We start from the raw sequence: 15,356 nt of genomic DNA on the forward strand, positions 1-15,356 counted from the left end.
TGCATATTGCTATGGTCTTTAGTGGGGGTTGGGGTTCTGTTGAGACGGCCTGACAATCACATCGTGTCGTTTGACGGGCGAGAATAGACAGAAGGGCAATCATACTCTCATCATGAAGTTCGAGGATTCTGTGACTAAGCTTGAAAACTGTGGGGACACGCTTGTCGTGGCGCATAATGGATCCCATGGTGCCTACGAAGTGGGCAAGCGTACCTTTGACGTCCTGTCCCCCCTCTTTGTGATTGTGGAGTTCTCGTGGCTCTTCGCTCTGATAGCCCTTGCCATCAAGTTGGATGATTCCCAGGGGGTCGTTATCTTCAGGCAGACACGCGTGGGAAAGAAAGGGGACAGGACCTTCAGTATGTGGAAGTTTCGTTCCATGTGTTCCGATGCGAAGGAGCGGCTTGCGGGGCTCATGCGTTACAACGAGAAGGATGGTCCCGCCTTCAAAATGGCGCACAACCCTAGGGACACACGTGTCGGTCACTTCATATGTAAGACATCCTTGGACGAGCTCCCCCAGTTCTTCAACGTACTCTTTGGACAGATGCCAATCGTGGGGTCTCATCGGGCGCTACCCAGCGAGGTTGCCCAGTACGCGCCTTACCAGCCCCACCGCCTCCTCTGCGATGCTGGTATCACCAGCTACTGGCAAGTCCAGCGCAACCGTGACAGTCTTACCTTCAATGAATGGGTCGGCCTCCTCTACGTGAAGACCCGATCCTTCTTCACCGACTTGAAACTCATATTTCGGACAGTGGGCATGATCCTCATTGCGCGGGGATGCTAGCTGGCCTGTGGGTATGAGGATTGCCATGCTGGGACATAAACGCGTGCCATCGCGCGAGGGTGGCGTGGAAGTTGTAGTGACAGAGCTTGCCACGCGGATGGCCGCCCTCGGCCACGATGTGACCGTCTACAATCGCCAGGATCATGACGTGGCCGGCAGAGGCCTGGATCCCGTGGCGCCGGAGGAGTACGAAGGCGTTCGGATCAAGACGGTGCCCACTGTCGACGTGAGGGGACTTGCCGCTGCAAGTTCTTCGTACTTCGCGGTCCGCGCTGCCGTCGCCGACAGGCCAGACGTCATCCACTTCCATGCGGAGGGCCCCTGTGTCATGATTCCTCTGGCCCGTCGCGCGCACATCCGCAGCGTTGCCACGATACACGGACTCGACTGGCAACGTGCCAAGTGGGGCAGGCTCGCCTCGGGCTATCTGAGGCATGGGGAGCGTCTCGCCGCCGCCCAGGCCGATGAGCTTATTGTCCTCAGTAGGAACGTCCAGGACTACTTCCGTGACACCTACGGTCGCGAGGCGCACTACATCCCCAACGGAGTGACGGTGAAGGCACCGGTTCCTGTGCAGACCATCGCGTCCAAGTATGGTCTCTCGGCAGCCTCCTACGTCCTTTTCGTGGGACGCATCGTTCCCGAGAAGGGCGTCCACTACCTCATAGAGGCCTGGCGAGGCGTGCGGACGGACAAGCGTCTTGTTATCGCTGGTGGCCCATCCGACTCCCAGGCGTACTTCAACCGGATGAGGGACCTTGCGGGTGATGACCCTTCCATCCTCTTCACGGGCTTCGTGCAGGGTCGCGAGCTCGAGGAGCTCTACAGCAACGCCTACCTATACGTGCTTCCCTCAGATCTCGAGGGCATGCCTATGAGTCTCCTCGAGGCGATGTCATATGGCAACTGCTGTCTCACAAGCGACATAGCGGAGTGCGCCGAAACCCTCAGTAGTGCGGGAGCCATGTTTCCGAGGGGGGACGTGGTGGCGCTGCGGAGCTCCCTCATTCAACTACTCAAGAATCCGGCGCACGTCTCTTCGCTAGGCATCCAGGCGCGCATGTACGTGTCGTTTGCCTATGGGTGGGACGCCGTTGTAGCACGGACGCTTGCCCTCTATCGGGGGGGGGGGGGGGGGGGGGGGGGGGGTGAGCTCCTCGCCTATATGAGAGTGCTGCTCGTGAACAAGTTCCACTATCCTAAGGGAGGGGCAGAGACCTATTACTTCGCACTCGGCGAGCGACTGGAGCAGATGGGCCATGATGTGGCCTACTTCTCCATGCGGCACCCTTCGAACGTGCCCTGTGCGCAGGATGCGTACTTTGTCACCCAGCGTGAGTACAATGAGGCCCAAAACCCCATCAAGACATTACGGGACGGATGGTCGTTGGTGTATTCCCGCGAGGCTCGCAACAGCTTTGACGCGCTCCTGCGGGACTTCAGACCTGATGTGGTCCACCTGAACAACGTGCATCGCCAGATCACCCTCTCGATACTCGATGCACCCTCGCTTGGGGCCACTCCCGTTCTCTATACGGCACACGATTACATCACCGTGTGCCCCAATTACCTCATGCTCGATGGCGCCGGCGAGGTCTGCGACGCCTGCCTTGGTGGCCGTTTCGGCCAGTGCGTAGCACGATGTTGTATCAAGGGGTCGCGTGCGAAAAGCGTCCTCGCCGCCGTCGAGGCCAAGTACATTCAGCTCCACAGGCTCAACGAGAGAATCGACAGGGTTATTGCTCCCTCGCGCTTCATGCGGTCGAAGCTGGTCGAGGGGGGATGGCCCGATGACAAGGTCGTATGGATGCAAAACTTCGCGAGCGATGCCATCTACGACCAAGCTCGGGCACAAGGTGCCGACAACACGGACTACGAGCATCCCTACCTGCTCTTCTTCGGGCGCATCTCAAAGGAGAAGGGCGTGGACGTCCTTGTCAGGGCGTTTCAGGGCGTCATCGACACGCTTCCGGACAGCTGGCACATGGTCATCGCGGGCGAGGGTCCCGAGCGGACGGCGGTTGAGGCACTGTCCAAGAACATGCCAGGGGCCAATCGCGTCGAGTTCGTTGGCTTTCAGCAGGGAGATGCCTTGCGCGTAAATATAGAGAGAGCCTCCCTTGCCGTCACCGCCTCGCGTTGGCGCGAGAATATGCCCTATTCGGTCATCGAGGCATTTGGGGCGGGCACACCGGTCATCGGTTCGCGCATCGGCGGCATACCCGAACTCGTGATGGACGGTAAGACGGGTCTGCTCTGCGAGCCCGGTGACGTACGGTCGCTTGCGGACGCCATCATGCGAGGCGTGCAGCTCTGTTCGGACATCGTCGACTACCATGCCATGCAACAGCGTTGTAAGGACTATGTGCTCGACCATTGCTCGCAGGATGCGTACATGGAGTCCCTAGTCCATCTGTATGAAGGGCTTATCGATGCCGAGAGTTAGTGTCGTGGTGCCCATATTCAATACCAGACAGTATCTTCCCCAGTGCGTGGACAGCCTGCTCGGCCAGACGCTCGACGACATTGAGATTATCCTGGTCGATGACGGTTCTCCCGATGGCGCAGGGGAGGTCGCTGACGCGTATGCATCGTGCCATAGGAACATCAGGGTTGTCCATCAGCCCAACGAGGGCCTTGGTCCCGCGAGGAACGTGGGCATTCGCCGGTGCATGGGCGACTACGTCGCCTTTGTCGACTCCGACGACTGGGTCGAGCCCACGATGTACGAGCGCCTTTACGGCAAGGCGATGGAGTTGGGGTCGGACATCGTGGTGAGCGGACACTGTGATGTGACCAATGGACGCAAGACCTTTGTCAAGCCTCATCCCCTTGCGGGCAGGACGCTGGAGGACAAGCAGGACATTCTTGGTGTGCGCAGGGAGCTCTACGGGCACGCTCCCGGTGATGCGGCTGTCGAGTCATTCCCGATGTCCGTGTGCATGTCACTGTACAGAAGATCCCTCATCGAGTCCTGCGGGCTCGCCTTCAGAAACGCGCTTTCCGAGGACACGTTATTCAACCTTGATGCATATGGATCTGCCCGGAGGATTTCGTTCGTGGGATCGACCGACTACTGCTACCGAAAGGATGACCAGAGCTCCATTACCAAAACGTTCTCACGGGAGAAGCTGGGCCTCTATTCAGACTTTGTCGACGCCCTTGCCGCCCTCGCCCGCATGGAGCCCGATAGCGAGGACTGCATGCTGCGCGTAAGACGGACGGCGGTCGATTATGCCCGTCTGTACGTGGGCCTCGTGGCCACCAGCGACCTGGCGCCCCGAGAACAGCGCAGCGAGGTCCTCGGACTCATCGACTCGACGATGTTCCGGAGTTATTGCATGGACTTTCCCATCGATACCCTCCCCGTCCAGCAGCGTATCTTCCAGAGGAGCCTTGTCGGGAGGCACACGCGCACGGCGCTGTTTCTGCTGAGGATGAGACTTGCGATAAAGAAAGGCGGACGATGATGGCAGGTCATATGAATCTCAGACGAGTATCCCATCGCGTTGCCGAGGAACTTCATGCGACACGCGCCATCGCCGGCGAGACCTCATGGCGAGATGCCCTCGACACGCTACGTGCCAAGGTGGACATCCAGGTGATGAACCGCAACGGGTTTCAGGAGCCCCCCGCAGTCCGCAACCGTCTCATACGTAAGCATGAGACGGTACTCGAGTATCTCGAGGCGAGATCCCACGGCTACTACGAGTCGTATGAATATGCGGCAGAGTTACCGCCGGGCGACCCAGACTTGGAGGGAAGAATCTGGCTGTGCTGGTGGCAGGGCATCGAGTGTGCCCCTGCCATCGTGAGAGCCTGCGTTGAATCCATATGCCGCAATGCGGACGGGCATACTGTGACCATCATTACGGACAGGAACTATCGCGATTATGTGCATATCCCCGACTGGGTGATGAGAAAGGTGGCGGAGGGGATCATTACGAGGACCAACCTCTCCGACCTCTTGAGGCTCAGTCTGCTGGCGGAGCACGGAGGCCTCTGGCTCGACGCTACCTTCTTCTGCTGCGGCCCGTTGGGGGACCTGGCCTTTGGACAACCCCTATTCTCGATCAAACGGCCTGACTACCTGCACGCCTCCGTCGCTTCGGGCTATTTTGCGGGCTATTCGCTCGCCTGTAACACGGCGCACAGGAGGGTGTTCGCAACCATCAGGGACTTCTTCCTCGAGTACTGGCAGAAAAACGACTTCATGGTCGACTATCTCCTGGTCGACTACATGATCGTCCTGGCACAGAGGCATGACCCCTCCATAGCCGGGGCTTTCGATGCCATACGGCCGAACAACCCTCTCTGCGATGAGCTGGGCAAATGCTTGGGAGAGCCCTTCGACAGACAGAGATGGCGGGAGCTTTCGAGCAACACGAGCCTATTCAAGCTCACGTGGAAGCAATCGTTCCCCGTCCGCAAAGGCGAGGTACAGACATTCTATGGAGCTTTGCTAGGGGGAGATCTTACATGAACGTTTATTTATTAGAATAATCTGGTTGGCCTTGCACCGTTGGCCCGCTGCACCACTGAGGGGGATATCTTGATTGCCGGAATACATCAGCCATACTTCATGCCGTACCTTGGTTACTGGCAGCTGATAAACGTGGTCGATGTCTTTGCGTCCGCAGACAACTACAACTTTATCAGGGGAGGCTGGATACACCGGAACAGGATTCTGCGCCAGGGCAACATATGCTACTTCAACGTCACCATAAGCCACATGTCTCAGAACAGGTATATCTGTGACCACATGATTAAGCCTCTTGACGTGGGGGAGAGGCTTGGTATCCTGCGCGAGTACTATCGCAAGGCCCCCAACCTCGAGACGGGCCTGGACGTCATGCGCGATGCCTTGACCTGTGACACCCTTAACCTGGCGGATTTCCTATTTCATACCATCTCGGTTGTCTGTACCTACCTCGGCATCACTACGCGATTGGTGAAGACGTCTGACTATCCGCAGGATCCTACCTTGCGCAAGGAGGGTAGGATCTTCGATTACTGCAGGCAGCTGGGGGCTGACACCTACTACAACGCCATCGGGGGGCGGGAACTCTACACTTTTGACAGCTTCAGAGAGCATGGCCTGGCCCTCGGCTTTCTGGAATGCATCCCCGTCGCCTATCGGCAGCAAGCCCAGGAGTTTGTGCCTCGCCTCTCCATTATCGACGTCATCATGAACACCTCCCAGAAAGAGTCACAGGATATGCTTGCAAGCTGCAGGATCATCACGGAGCGCAACTAGCTCATGGGCGAACGGTACATTGACGTCTCCTATGACGAGGACAACGGCATCCGGTTGGGTGACGCCTTCAGGGTCGTGGGCAAGCATCTGCTCGTGTGCCTGCTAGCGGCTGCCACCTTGGGGATGCTCACCTTCGCGTACACGACGAGGCAGATTACCCCGCACTACCAGTCTTCCTTCACGGTGTATATCACCAACCGTCCTGCCAACCAGCAGGTGGCCACGGAGTCTCCCACCACTAACTACCTGAGCAGTGGTGACGTCGACGCCTCGAGCGCCCTGGCAAACACATACGCCTTCATCTTCGAGAGTAGTGAGATGGTCTCGAGGGCCGTCAAGGGCGCGGGCCTGGACGGCTATGATTCTCGGATACTCGATGGCACGCTTGTCGCCACCAAAGTCGAGCAGAAGACTCCCCTCGTGACCGTGACCGTGACAGCCGATTCCCCCCAGGATGCCTATGACATTGCGGTGTCCCTTATCGATATCGCACCAGACTACATCTCGGGTATCATCAAGGAGAGCTCAATGGCGGTAGTGGAGTCGCCAAGGGTGAGTACTACGCAGAGCTCGCCCTCCCTCCTGCTCAACACGGTGGCCGGCTCCCTCGTTGGGTTTGTAGTGGCGGCTCTCGTTGTCGTGGGTAAGGACGGCAAGAACAAGAACGTCGGGAGCAAGGAGGAGTTGAAGGAGCGCTTTGGGATACCCTCCGTCGTCGACGTTGGCGAGCTCTTGCCCCTGCTGCCGCGCCATGCCTCACGCACGATTGGAGTGATGGACGTTGACGGCAAGGGTTTGGCCGCATCGAATGCCATCGCGCTTGCGACGTCGTTTGCTGCGAGGGGCGCGCGGGTTCTCCTCATCGACTGTGATGTCAGTAGCGATGCCTGCAGCAAGGCGCTGGGGGCGAGACGGTTCGGCGGGCTGACGGATCTTCTCCTCAAGCATGGCCAGGCCTCCGAAGTCGTGCAGGAGGTAGGACAGGGGATTGACTTCCTTGCGTCGGGAAGGCCGATTGACGGCTTTGGAAGGCGCGTCCAGGATGAGCGCATGGCGTTGCTGCTTAGGGGGTTCGAAAAGAGCTACGACTATGTCGTTGCGGTCGTCCCCTCCGCTCTCTCAGATGACAGCGCCTTGGTCTTGGCGGACTTGTTCGGCAAGGTCTTTCTCTCGGTCTGTGCGGGAAAGACGAGGAAGGCCGACGTTGCCGAGACGCTGAGGCGCCTGCGGCTCGCAGACGTGCAGATTGTCGGCTTCATATACGGCGAGCGTCACCAGCGTGCCGGACACGTACCCTTACACCAGCGCTAGCCATGGCGGATGGTATGCACAGCGCTGGTGTCGAGCTACGATCATCACCCAGGAGGATGGAGGGTGCGGGTCGGTGGCTGACCATGCGCCGTCTGAGGGATGTCTGGATTGGGAGGAAGAGCGGGACCCTGATCTGGGGTGAGGCGTGCCTGCTGGCAACCTTTGGGTTCCTGCGTGATATCCTCGGCGCCCCAGCGATGATTACTTATCTTTTCGACGTCATCAATGTGTTCCTCTTCGTCGCTATCCTCGTGCGGAAGAAGTACGACAACAACGGGAGGTACTATCGTTCTGCTTTTGCACTCGTACTGGTGTTCCTGTTCCTTACGCTGCTAAGAGCCCTCACGGTTGGTGGTTCTGCGGTGCTGTATCTGTGGGGCCTCAGGAATACGTTCCGGTTCTATGTGTTCTTCACCTGCTGCGTGGCACTTTGGGGCGCTCGGGATGTCCTGCGTATATCTGACTTCCTCAAGGTCCTCTTCTTCCTGAACGTGCCCCTCTGCATGCTCGAATACGCCATGGGTTACTCCGGGGACTACATCGGCGGCTCCTTTGGCGTGCAGCAGGGGGGTAACGGTTATCTCAACATCCTGCTCGTCATCACGACGACCATCTATGTTACGGAGTATCTGGCAGGAAGGACGTCCATCTTCAAGCTCTCATTAGTGCTTGCCCTATCCTTCTATATGATGGCCGTCGCGGAACTCAAGGTATACTTCCTTGAACTGATGATTGTCGTGTTCGTGGCGACCCTCAGCGAAAGCCTGACCGTGCGTTCGCTGACCCTTGCCCTTGTTATGCTGGCGGGCATTATCGTCGGTCTGTATATCATGCAGTTCTTCTTCAGTGGCTCGGGCATCGACTTCTTCACAAGTGACGCGCTGGCGGCCTACATGGGAGACGCAGGCTACACAGGCACAGGTGACCTCAGTCGCATGAATGCACTGTCGCGTATCACGTCGATGTTTTTCTCGGGAGACCCGATGAGGTTCCTCTTTGGCTTTGGTCTTGGCAACTGCAGCTATTCCTCGAACTTCGCGATGCTAACGAGCTCTTTCTACCATTACTTCAGCTGGCTACATTATGCGTGGTTCTCGGATGCATACGTGTACCTCGAGACAGGGCTCGTTGGCCTTGTGTGTTTCGAGGCGTTCTTTGTCCTCGTTCTCGTCGTGAGCCGACTCAGGCGATACAGGGACTCGGGCTTGAGAACAGCGGTCAATTGTACCAGCGTCATTGCGCTGATGGCGATATTGCTCTCGGTCTACAACAGCTCCCTGACCGTGGAGTCGGGCTATCTGGTATATATGTTCCTTGCTGTGCCATTCATCTTGGACAAATACAGAAAGACGGGAGATGCTACGCATGGTTCCAGCGTTTAGTGGCGGCGTCTGGTATATGGTCGCCTATATTATCGGAGACGTCCTCACATCAATCTACCAGCCATTCCTGTTTGCGTTGACACTCACGGTTTTCGTCATGTTCTTCTTCATCTATACCCACGAGCACGGGTGGTCCCTGCATGAGTCCGCATCACGTGGGGCGAGGACGTGGATCGAGGCGTTCCGGACGTCGAAGCTCTTCAGGATAGAGTTCCTCCTTGTGCTGTTCGTCGTGCTGGTGCTCTTCAAGACACTGTATTCACGCGATATCTGGTTCGACCCGCTCTCCGACGTCTTAGGTGGTTGGGGGCTGTACGACAGAGACGGCAAGTTCACGGCCGAGGCGGTCGAGAACTTCATCCTGTTCGTGCCGTTTGGTCTGCTGCTCTCCGACGTGTTGTGCAGGAGGGGGAGTGTCGCCGGCACAGAGGCCCGCGCCTCTGCATTCATGAAGTCGGTCCAGGCCTCGGCGCTCCTCTCCCTCTTCATTGAGTGTTCCCAGTTGCTGTTCCACCTGGGAACCTTCCAGCTCTCCGACCTCGCGTACAACACGGCAGGCGGGCTTGTGGGTGCGGGCGCTTACTATCTCGTCTCCAGGCGGAGAGAGGGCCGTTAGCGTGGTTGTGGCAGCCGCGGAGAGCAGACGCGAAGAGGCTTGTCGTCGGACAGGAAGACGGAGGAGCGCGTGAAAGAGGAACAGCTCTCACCAAAGATATCGCTGGCCACCAACGCAGCGTTCAACGTTCTGTACAAGGTGCTCAACGTGGTCTTTCCGCTTATCTCGGCCGTGTACCTCGCCCGCGTGCTACTGCCTGCGGGCGTCGGCAAAATCTCGTATGCGCAGAACATCGTCTCGTACATGGTGCTGCTGGGCGCCTTGGGAATCCCGACGTATGGCGTGAGGGAGGTCGCCAAGCGGAGGAACAGCCGGGAGGCTACGGACAAGCTGTTCAGCGAGGTGCTGGTCATCAACTTCTGCTCGACAAGTGTTGCCCTCCTGCTCTACGCGTATCTGGTGGTCACGTACTTCTCCAGTGACGTCCCACTCTATGTGGCTTGCGGTCTGCCCATCGTCTTTAACTACATCAATGTTGACTGGTTCTACCAAGGCAAGGAGGAGTATGTCTACATCGCCGTCAGGAGCATCCTGATCAAAGGACTCTCTGTCGTGGCAATCCTCCTCTTCGTGCGCAGCCAGAGTGACTACGTGACGAGCGCCCTTATCTCATCGCTCGCGATTTGCGGAAACTACGTCTTCAACATCGTGCGTGCTCGCAGATATGTCACATTCACGTTCCATGGGTTACAGCTCAGGCAGCATCTGCGTCCCATCTTCGTCCTGGTGGCCTGCGCTGCCGGTGCCCAGCTTTACAACAACATCGACGTGCTCATGCTGGGCGCCTCCCAGAGCTCCAACGTGGTCGGCTGGTACAACAACGCACAGAAGGTCATCGGGTTGGTACTGACGCTCGCTACGGCCATATCCGAGGTTTTCCTGCCCAGGATTAGTTATCTGTACGAGACGGACAAGGAGCGCTTTGACAGGCTCGTCTCTATGGGCTTCCGGATTGTGCTCTTCTTTGCCCTGCCGCTGACCGTTGGAACCGTGCTTGTTGCCAACGATTTGGTGGTGGTCATGTTCGGAGAGCCCTTCAGGCCTGCTGCACTCACGATACAGCTGCTGGCGCCTCTGGTCCTCATCAAGGGACTTGGGGATATTGTGTCATACCAGGTTATTATCAGCTCCGGCCAGGAAAACAGACTCCTCGCTGCATACTTCCTAGCGGCGGCGGTCAACGTGGCGCTAAACATGGTGCTGATACTCCGATTCGCGCAGAACGGGGCTGCCCTCGCCTCCGTTGTCACCGAGCTCCTGGTAAACGCCATTCTGCTGCACTACTCGAGAAGGATTCTCAAGGTGAGCCTGGACTGGCCGTTCATGATAGGCACGTTCTTGGCATGCGTCGCCATGGCCGTGCCCATGCTCGTCGCAAACTTCCTTGTGCACAATGTCTTTGTCGGGCTTTTCGTGGACGTGGTTCTGGCCGTCATCACCTACTTCGCCTTCTGCCTGGTAACCAAGAACGAGGTTCTCCTCATGATTATGGACCTGGTCAGAAAGAAGAAGAGGCCCGCATGACGGAGGGCTTGGAATCTACGTGCGTTGCGGGGAAAAGGAGAAGTGAGGGAAGAATGGAGTACGGCGAGGTGGTGGTCACAGTCCTTTGCGTTTGCTACAACCACGCAAGGTCACTGCGACGCGCGCTGGAGAGTCTCGTGTCGCAGAAGACGGACTTCGCGTACGAGTTGCTCGTCCACGATGACGCGTCGACGGACGGCTCGCAGGATATCATCAGGGAGTTCCAGCGTAGATATCCCCAGATAGTGCGTCCCATGTTGGAGGAGGAGAACCAGTACGGGCAGGGCCGGAACTTCCTGGGCAAGATGCTCGCCGAGGCACGGGGGAGCTACATCGCCTACTGCGAAACTGACGACTTTTGGTCCGACTCCCTCAAGCTCCAGCTGCAGGTCGATGCTCTCAGGACCCATCCGGAGTGCTCGTTCTGCGTACACAACACCCAGGGAGTTAATATCAGGGGCGACCGGCTTCCGCAGCACTTCCCGCCCATCAGGGTAGACGCCGGCGCTATCACGCCCGAGGAGTATCTCCACCACGAACTGTTCGAGGACAAGTGGATGTTCCAGCTCAGTAGCTTCATGTCTCGGCGCGAGACGATGGTGGAGTACGAGGAAATCTCCGCTAGCGAGTTTCCCAGCAAATACTACCAAGTGGGCGACCAGCCGCTGTTCCTGTTCTGCCTGACGAAGGGGTCCGCCTGGTACATCGATAGGGACATGTCGTGCTACACTGTAGATAGCGGCGGGTTCATGACGAGCCTGGGGAAGGGCGGCTCGTTCTGCGAGAGGGTGCAGCTCGGATATATACAGGGCCTTGAGGCGTTTGATGCCTATAGTCATGGAAGATTTGCCACTGCGATACAGCGGGCCGTCCTTAGGCGCAAGTTTCTGTACGACCTCGCGACGCACAACTACCGTGCGATCTCTAATGGAAAGTACAAGGATCTCAACAGCGAGCTCGGCAGCCTCCGGAGGCTGCGCTACCGCTTCCTCGGCCGTTTGCGCCACGGTCGACTCCAGGACCATTCCGCCGAGGAACCCCCACACGAGATCGTAAGATAGCGACAAGGACGATTTGGAAGTACGATGTCATATGGACAACAAGACGTTGGTCACGCGCCCCTCTATACCCACGCTCGACGAGTACGTCGAGGAGATACACGACATCTGGGACTCGCGGTGGCTGACGAACATGGGCGAGAAGCACGAGCGGCTGCGAGGACTCTTGCGAGACTACCTGAGCGTGTCGCACATCGACCTGCTCACGAACGGGCATATGTCACTGGAGTTAGCGCTGCAGGCCTTGAAGCTCTCCGGCGAGGTCATCACGACCCCGTTCACCTTTGCCTCGACTACACACGCGATTGTCCGGAACAACCTAACCCCCGTCTTCTGCGACATCGATCCTACAGACTTCACGATTGACACGGCAAGGATTGAGGACCTCATCACTGACCAAACGAGTGCGATTATGCCCGTTCATGTGTATGGGAACGTCTGCGACGTGGAGGAGATTCAGCGTATCGCGCGCAAGTACGGCCTGAAGGTCATCTATGATGCTGCACACGCCTTTGGGGTCCGCTACGGGGGGAAGGGCATCGGCAGCTTTGGTGACGTCTCCTGTTTCAGCTTTCACGCAACTAAAGTGTTCAATACCATAGAGGGCGGTGCCGCCTGCTACGATGACGAGGACTTTGGTCTGGAACTCTACCGTCTCAAGAATTTCGGCATTCGCGGACCAGAGAGAGTGGATGGCGTCGGGGCCAACGCAAAGATGAACGAGTTCTGCGCGGCTATGGGCATCTGCAACCTGAGGCACATCGATGACGAAATAGCCAAGAGGGGCGTGATCGTGGAGCGCTACCGAAGTCACTTGGCTGACGTAGGGGGCATCCAGCTGAACCCCGTCCAGGAGGGTGTCACGCCCAACTATGCCTACTTCCCCATCGTCGTGGACGAACGGGCTTTTGGTGCAAGCAGGAACGAGATTTTCGACGAACTCCAGCGTAACGGGGTCATGGCGCGCAAGTATTTCTATCCCATCACGAGTTCGTATGACTGTTACCACGGTCGCTTTAACTCCAATCTCACCCCCGTCGCCCTCCACGTGAGTAAGCGAGTGCTCACCCTGCCGCTCTATGCTGACATCAGGCTTAAAGAAGTGGATAGAATCTGTGACATCATCTGCGGTCTCCGCAGGATGTGCTACTAATCCGTCCACAATTGAATAGGTGTCAGTGTCCCCTGAAGGGGAATGGCTTACCCCTGGATGCGTGTCTATTGTGCACGCCGAGGGTCCACAGACGATTTGAACGGAGCACGACCATGTTCTTGACCGAGCTTGCAAAGCGTGTCGTCCTTCGTGAGAGGCGCAGCTCCGATGCGTACTGCGACTTCCTAAGGGACAAGGGTATACGGGTGGGGAGGGGGACCGAATTCTTCTCTCCCGGCAGTGTGCTTGTCGACCTCACGAGGCCTTACATGATTTCCATCGGGGACAATGTCCAAATCACCAGCAACGTGACCATCCTCACCCACGACTACAGCTGGTCGGTGATCAAGGGAATGTACGGCGACGTCTTAGGATCCTGTGCTGAGGTCTCCATAGGCAGTAATGTCTTCATCGGCATGAACACTACCATCCTGAAGGGGACCCACATTGGCGACAACGTGGTTATTGGCGCGGGGTCTTTGGTCAACCATGACATAGCCTCGGGGTGCGTCGCGGCGGGATCGCCCTGCGAGCCCATCTGCACCATCGAGGAGTACGCTGAGAGGTATCGTGCGCGACAGGTTGACGAGGCCTACTACCAATACCGCGGATACGTCTTGAGGTACGGTCGCCCCGCCCGCAAGGAGGAGTTCAGGGAGTTTTTCTGGCTCTTTTGCGATAGGGGGGAGGTCGTCGCCACGCCCGAGTTCGATGCGGTGATGGATCTTGTCGAGGGTTCGCGTCCCCTGAGCGAAAGGCGCTTCAACATCGTCGCGCCCACCCGCCCCTTTGAAACGTTCGAGGACTTTGTGGCATACTGTGATAGCCGCATGGCCGAGGAACTCCGCGGCGCATAGGTGCTTGCTAATTTGATAGGTGACGAGTCCGGGGCTGACGGGGAGGTTCTCAGTTCCGATCCAGGAAGGATGTACGTTGAAGAAACTGCTGATGCTAGGCACATCTTTGGGAAGCCTTGATATCGTCCGTACGGCACAGGCCCTGGGTTGCCATGTCATCGTGACCGACTACCTGCCACCCGAACTCTCACTAGCCAAACGGGGGGCGGATGAGCAGTGGATGATCAGCACGGGGGCGGTGGACGAGCTTGAGCTGCGATGCCGCAAAGAGGGCGTTGATGCCGTGTTCGCGGGCGTAAGTGAGTTCAATCTCGATCGCGTGCTCGACCTGTGCGAGAGGCTGGGTCTGCCTTGCTACTTTGACCGAAACGCTTGGGAGTATGCCCGCAATAAGGCGAGGTTTAAAGAGCTGTGCCGTGTGACGGGCGTGCCTGTTGCGGGCGAGTTCAGGCTCGACGAGGGTGATATTATCGCTCTGCACGCCGGTTCTCCGGAGGCACCCGACGCGTCGCTACGCTTCCCCGTTGTGGTCAAGCCCGTGGACGGCTGTGGCAACCAAGGCGTGAGTTTCTGCCATGACAGGACGGAGCTCCTCGAGGCATGGCAGCTGGTGAGAGAGGTCTCGGACAATCCGCGCGTGCTCGTCGAGGAGTACGTGAGCGGCGTGGAGTACTGCAACGTCTACGCCTTAGCCGACGGCGAGGCATCACTGCTGTGTGTGCGTACGGGATTCAAACAGCCTGGTTATCCCACCAACCTGTACATCCTTGGCACGACCGTCGCGGAACATGTGGAGGAATACGTGCGTGACATCAACCCCGCCGTGACCCGCATGCTCAAGGAGGCTGGCTGTCATGACGGCCTTGCCTGGATACAGACCATCCGTGATAATGAGGGCAGGTACAGCGTCCTCGAGATGGGTCATCGCCTCAGTGCGGACATGGTGTTCGATAAGATGGTTACCATGACAGGCTTCGATGCCGTGAGGTGGATGGTGGAGTGCCAGCTCGGGGTGAGGCATACTGCCGACCAGCTCCCCCAGTCGCAGGAGCATGCGTTCAGGGACTGTGCGAGCGCCTACTTACTGTTTGCGGAACGGGCAGGGGTCGTCTCTCAGATAGTGGGTGTAGAGACAGTTGCCAACTGGGCGGGGCCCTTGACCCGCCAGGAGGAGTCCGTCTCCGTGGAGCTGCTCATCCATCCCGGTGACGCGGTGAAACAGCACCAGCTTGTGGGGAAGGTCACTTTCCACTCGGTGGACTGTGACGGGCTTTGCGAGATGGTGCGGTTCATCAACCGTGAGTTGAGGATTGTCGATGATGACGGGCACAACATGTTCGTTCGCTTCACCGATCTTGGGCGTGTGTCCGCGACCTACGAGAGGTCCCTGGAGTCTTGGTAGATTATC

Annotated in this window: 13 protein-coding genes; all 13 read left to right on the forward strand. The window is 58.0% G+C overall.

The window, feature by feature from the left end:
• Positions 1-130: 130 nt before the first annotated feature.
• Positions 131-790 (forward strand): sugar transferase, encoded by a 660-nt coding sequence (locus tag J4859_RS01955; protein WP_212332317.1) that lies wholly within the window; start codon positions 131-133, stop codon positions 788-790.
• A 25-nt stretch (positions 791-815) separates the two neighbouring features.
• Entirely contained in the window at positions 816-3,236 is a 2,421-nt protein-coding gene (locus J4859_RS01960; protein ID WP_249113720.1) for a glycosyltransferase, read from the forward strand.
• Positions 3,223-4,260, forward strand: a complete 1,038-nt coding sequence (locus J4859_RS01965; RefSeq protein WP_212332325.1) for a glycosyltransferase — start codon at positions 3,223-3,225, stop codon at positions 4,258-4,260. Before J4859_RS01960 ends, J4859_RS01965 begins: the two co-directional genes overlap by 14 nt.
• Complete coding sequence (locus J4859_RS01970; RefSeq protein WP_212332326.1) at positions 4,257-5,273, forward strand: capsular polysaccharide synthesis protein; 1,017 nt, start codon at positions 4,257-4,259, stop codon at positions 5,271-5,273. The genes J4859_RS01965 and J4859_RS01970 overlap by 4 nt, the downstream gene beginning before the upstream one ends.
• 69 nt (positions 5,274-5,342) lie before the next feature.
• Entirely contained in the window at positions 5,343-6,047 is a 705-nt protein-coding gene (locus tag J4859_RS01975; protein ID WP_212332332.1) for a WbqC family protein, read from the forward strand.
• A 3-nt stretch (positions 6,048-6,050) separates the two neighbouring features.
• The gene (locus J4859_RS01980; RefSeq protein ID WP_212332334.1) at positions 6,051-7,358 is read left to right on the forward strand and encodes a hypothetical protein; all 1,308 of its coding nucleotides are present in this window, start codon (positions 6,051-6,053) and stop codon (positions 7,356-7,358) included.
• Positions 7,359-7,441: 83 nt separating this feature from the next.
• Entirely contained in the window at positions 7,442-8,740 is a 1,299-nt protein-coding gene (locus tag J4859_RS01985; protein WP_212332335.1) for a hypothetical protein, read from the forward strand.
• On the forward strand, positions 8,724-9,356 hold the full coding sequence (locus J4859_RS01990; protein WP_212332336.1) for a VanZ family protein: 633 nt from the start codon (positions 8,724-8,726) through the stop codon (positions 9,354-9,356). Before J4859_RS01985 ends, J4859_RS01990 begins: the two co-directional genes overlap by 17 nt.
• 39 nt (positions 9,357-9,395) lie before the next feature.
• Positions 9,396-10,880, forward strand: a complete 1,485-nt coding sequence (locus tag J4859_RS01995; protein ID WP_212332337.1) for a flippase — start codon at positions 9,396-9,398, stop codon at positions 10,878-10,880.
• A 53-nt stretch (positions 10,881-10,933) separates the two neighbouring features.
• Positions 10,934-11,941 (forward strand): glycosyltransferase, encoded by a 1,008-nt coding sequence (locus J4859_RS02000; protein WP_212332338.1) that lies wholly within the window; start codon positions 10,934-10,936, stop codon positions 11,939-11,941.
• 31 nt (positions 11,942-11,972) lie between these two features.
• Entirely contained in the window at positions 11,973-13,091 is a 1,119-nt protein-coding gene (locus J4859_RS02005; protein ID WP_212332339.1) for a DegT/DnrJ/EryC1/StrS aminotransferase family protein, read from the forward strand.
• Positions 13,092-13,204: 113 nt separating this feature from the next.
• Entirely contained in the window at positions 13,205-13,948 is a 744-nt protein-coding gene (locus J4859_RS02010; RefSeq protein ID WP_212332340.1) for a DapH/DapD/GlmU-related protein, read from the forward strand.
• Positions 13,949-13,967: 19 nt separating this feature from the next.
• Positions 13,968-15,350, forward strand: coding sequence for an acetyl-CoA carboxylase biotin carboxylase subunit family protein (locus tag J4859_RS02015; RefSeq protein WP_212332347.1), 1,383 nt, complete (start codon positions 13,968-13,970; stop codon positions 15,348-15,350).
• The last annotated feature ends 6 nt before the right edge of the window (positions 15,351-15,356 follow it).

This window comes from Atopobium sp. oral taxon 416, from assembly GCF_018128285.1.
GTDB lineage: Bacteria > Actinomycetota > Coriobacteriia > Coriobacteriales > Atopobiaceae > Olsenella_L.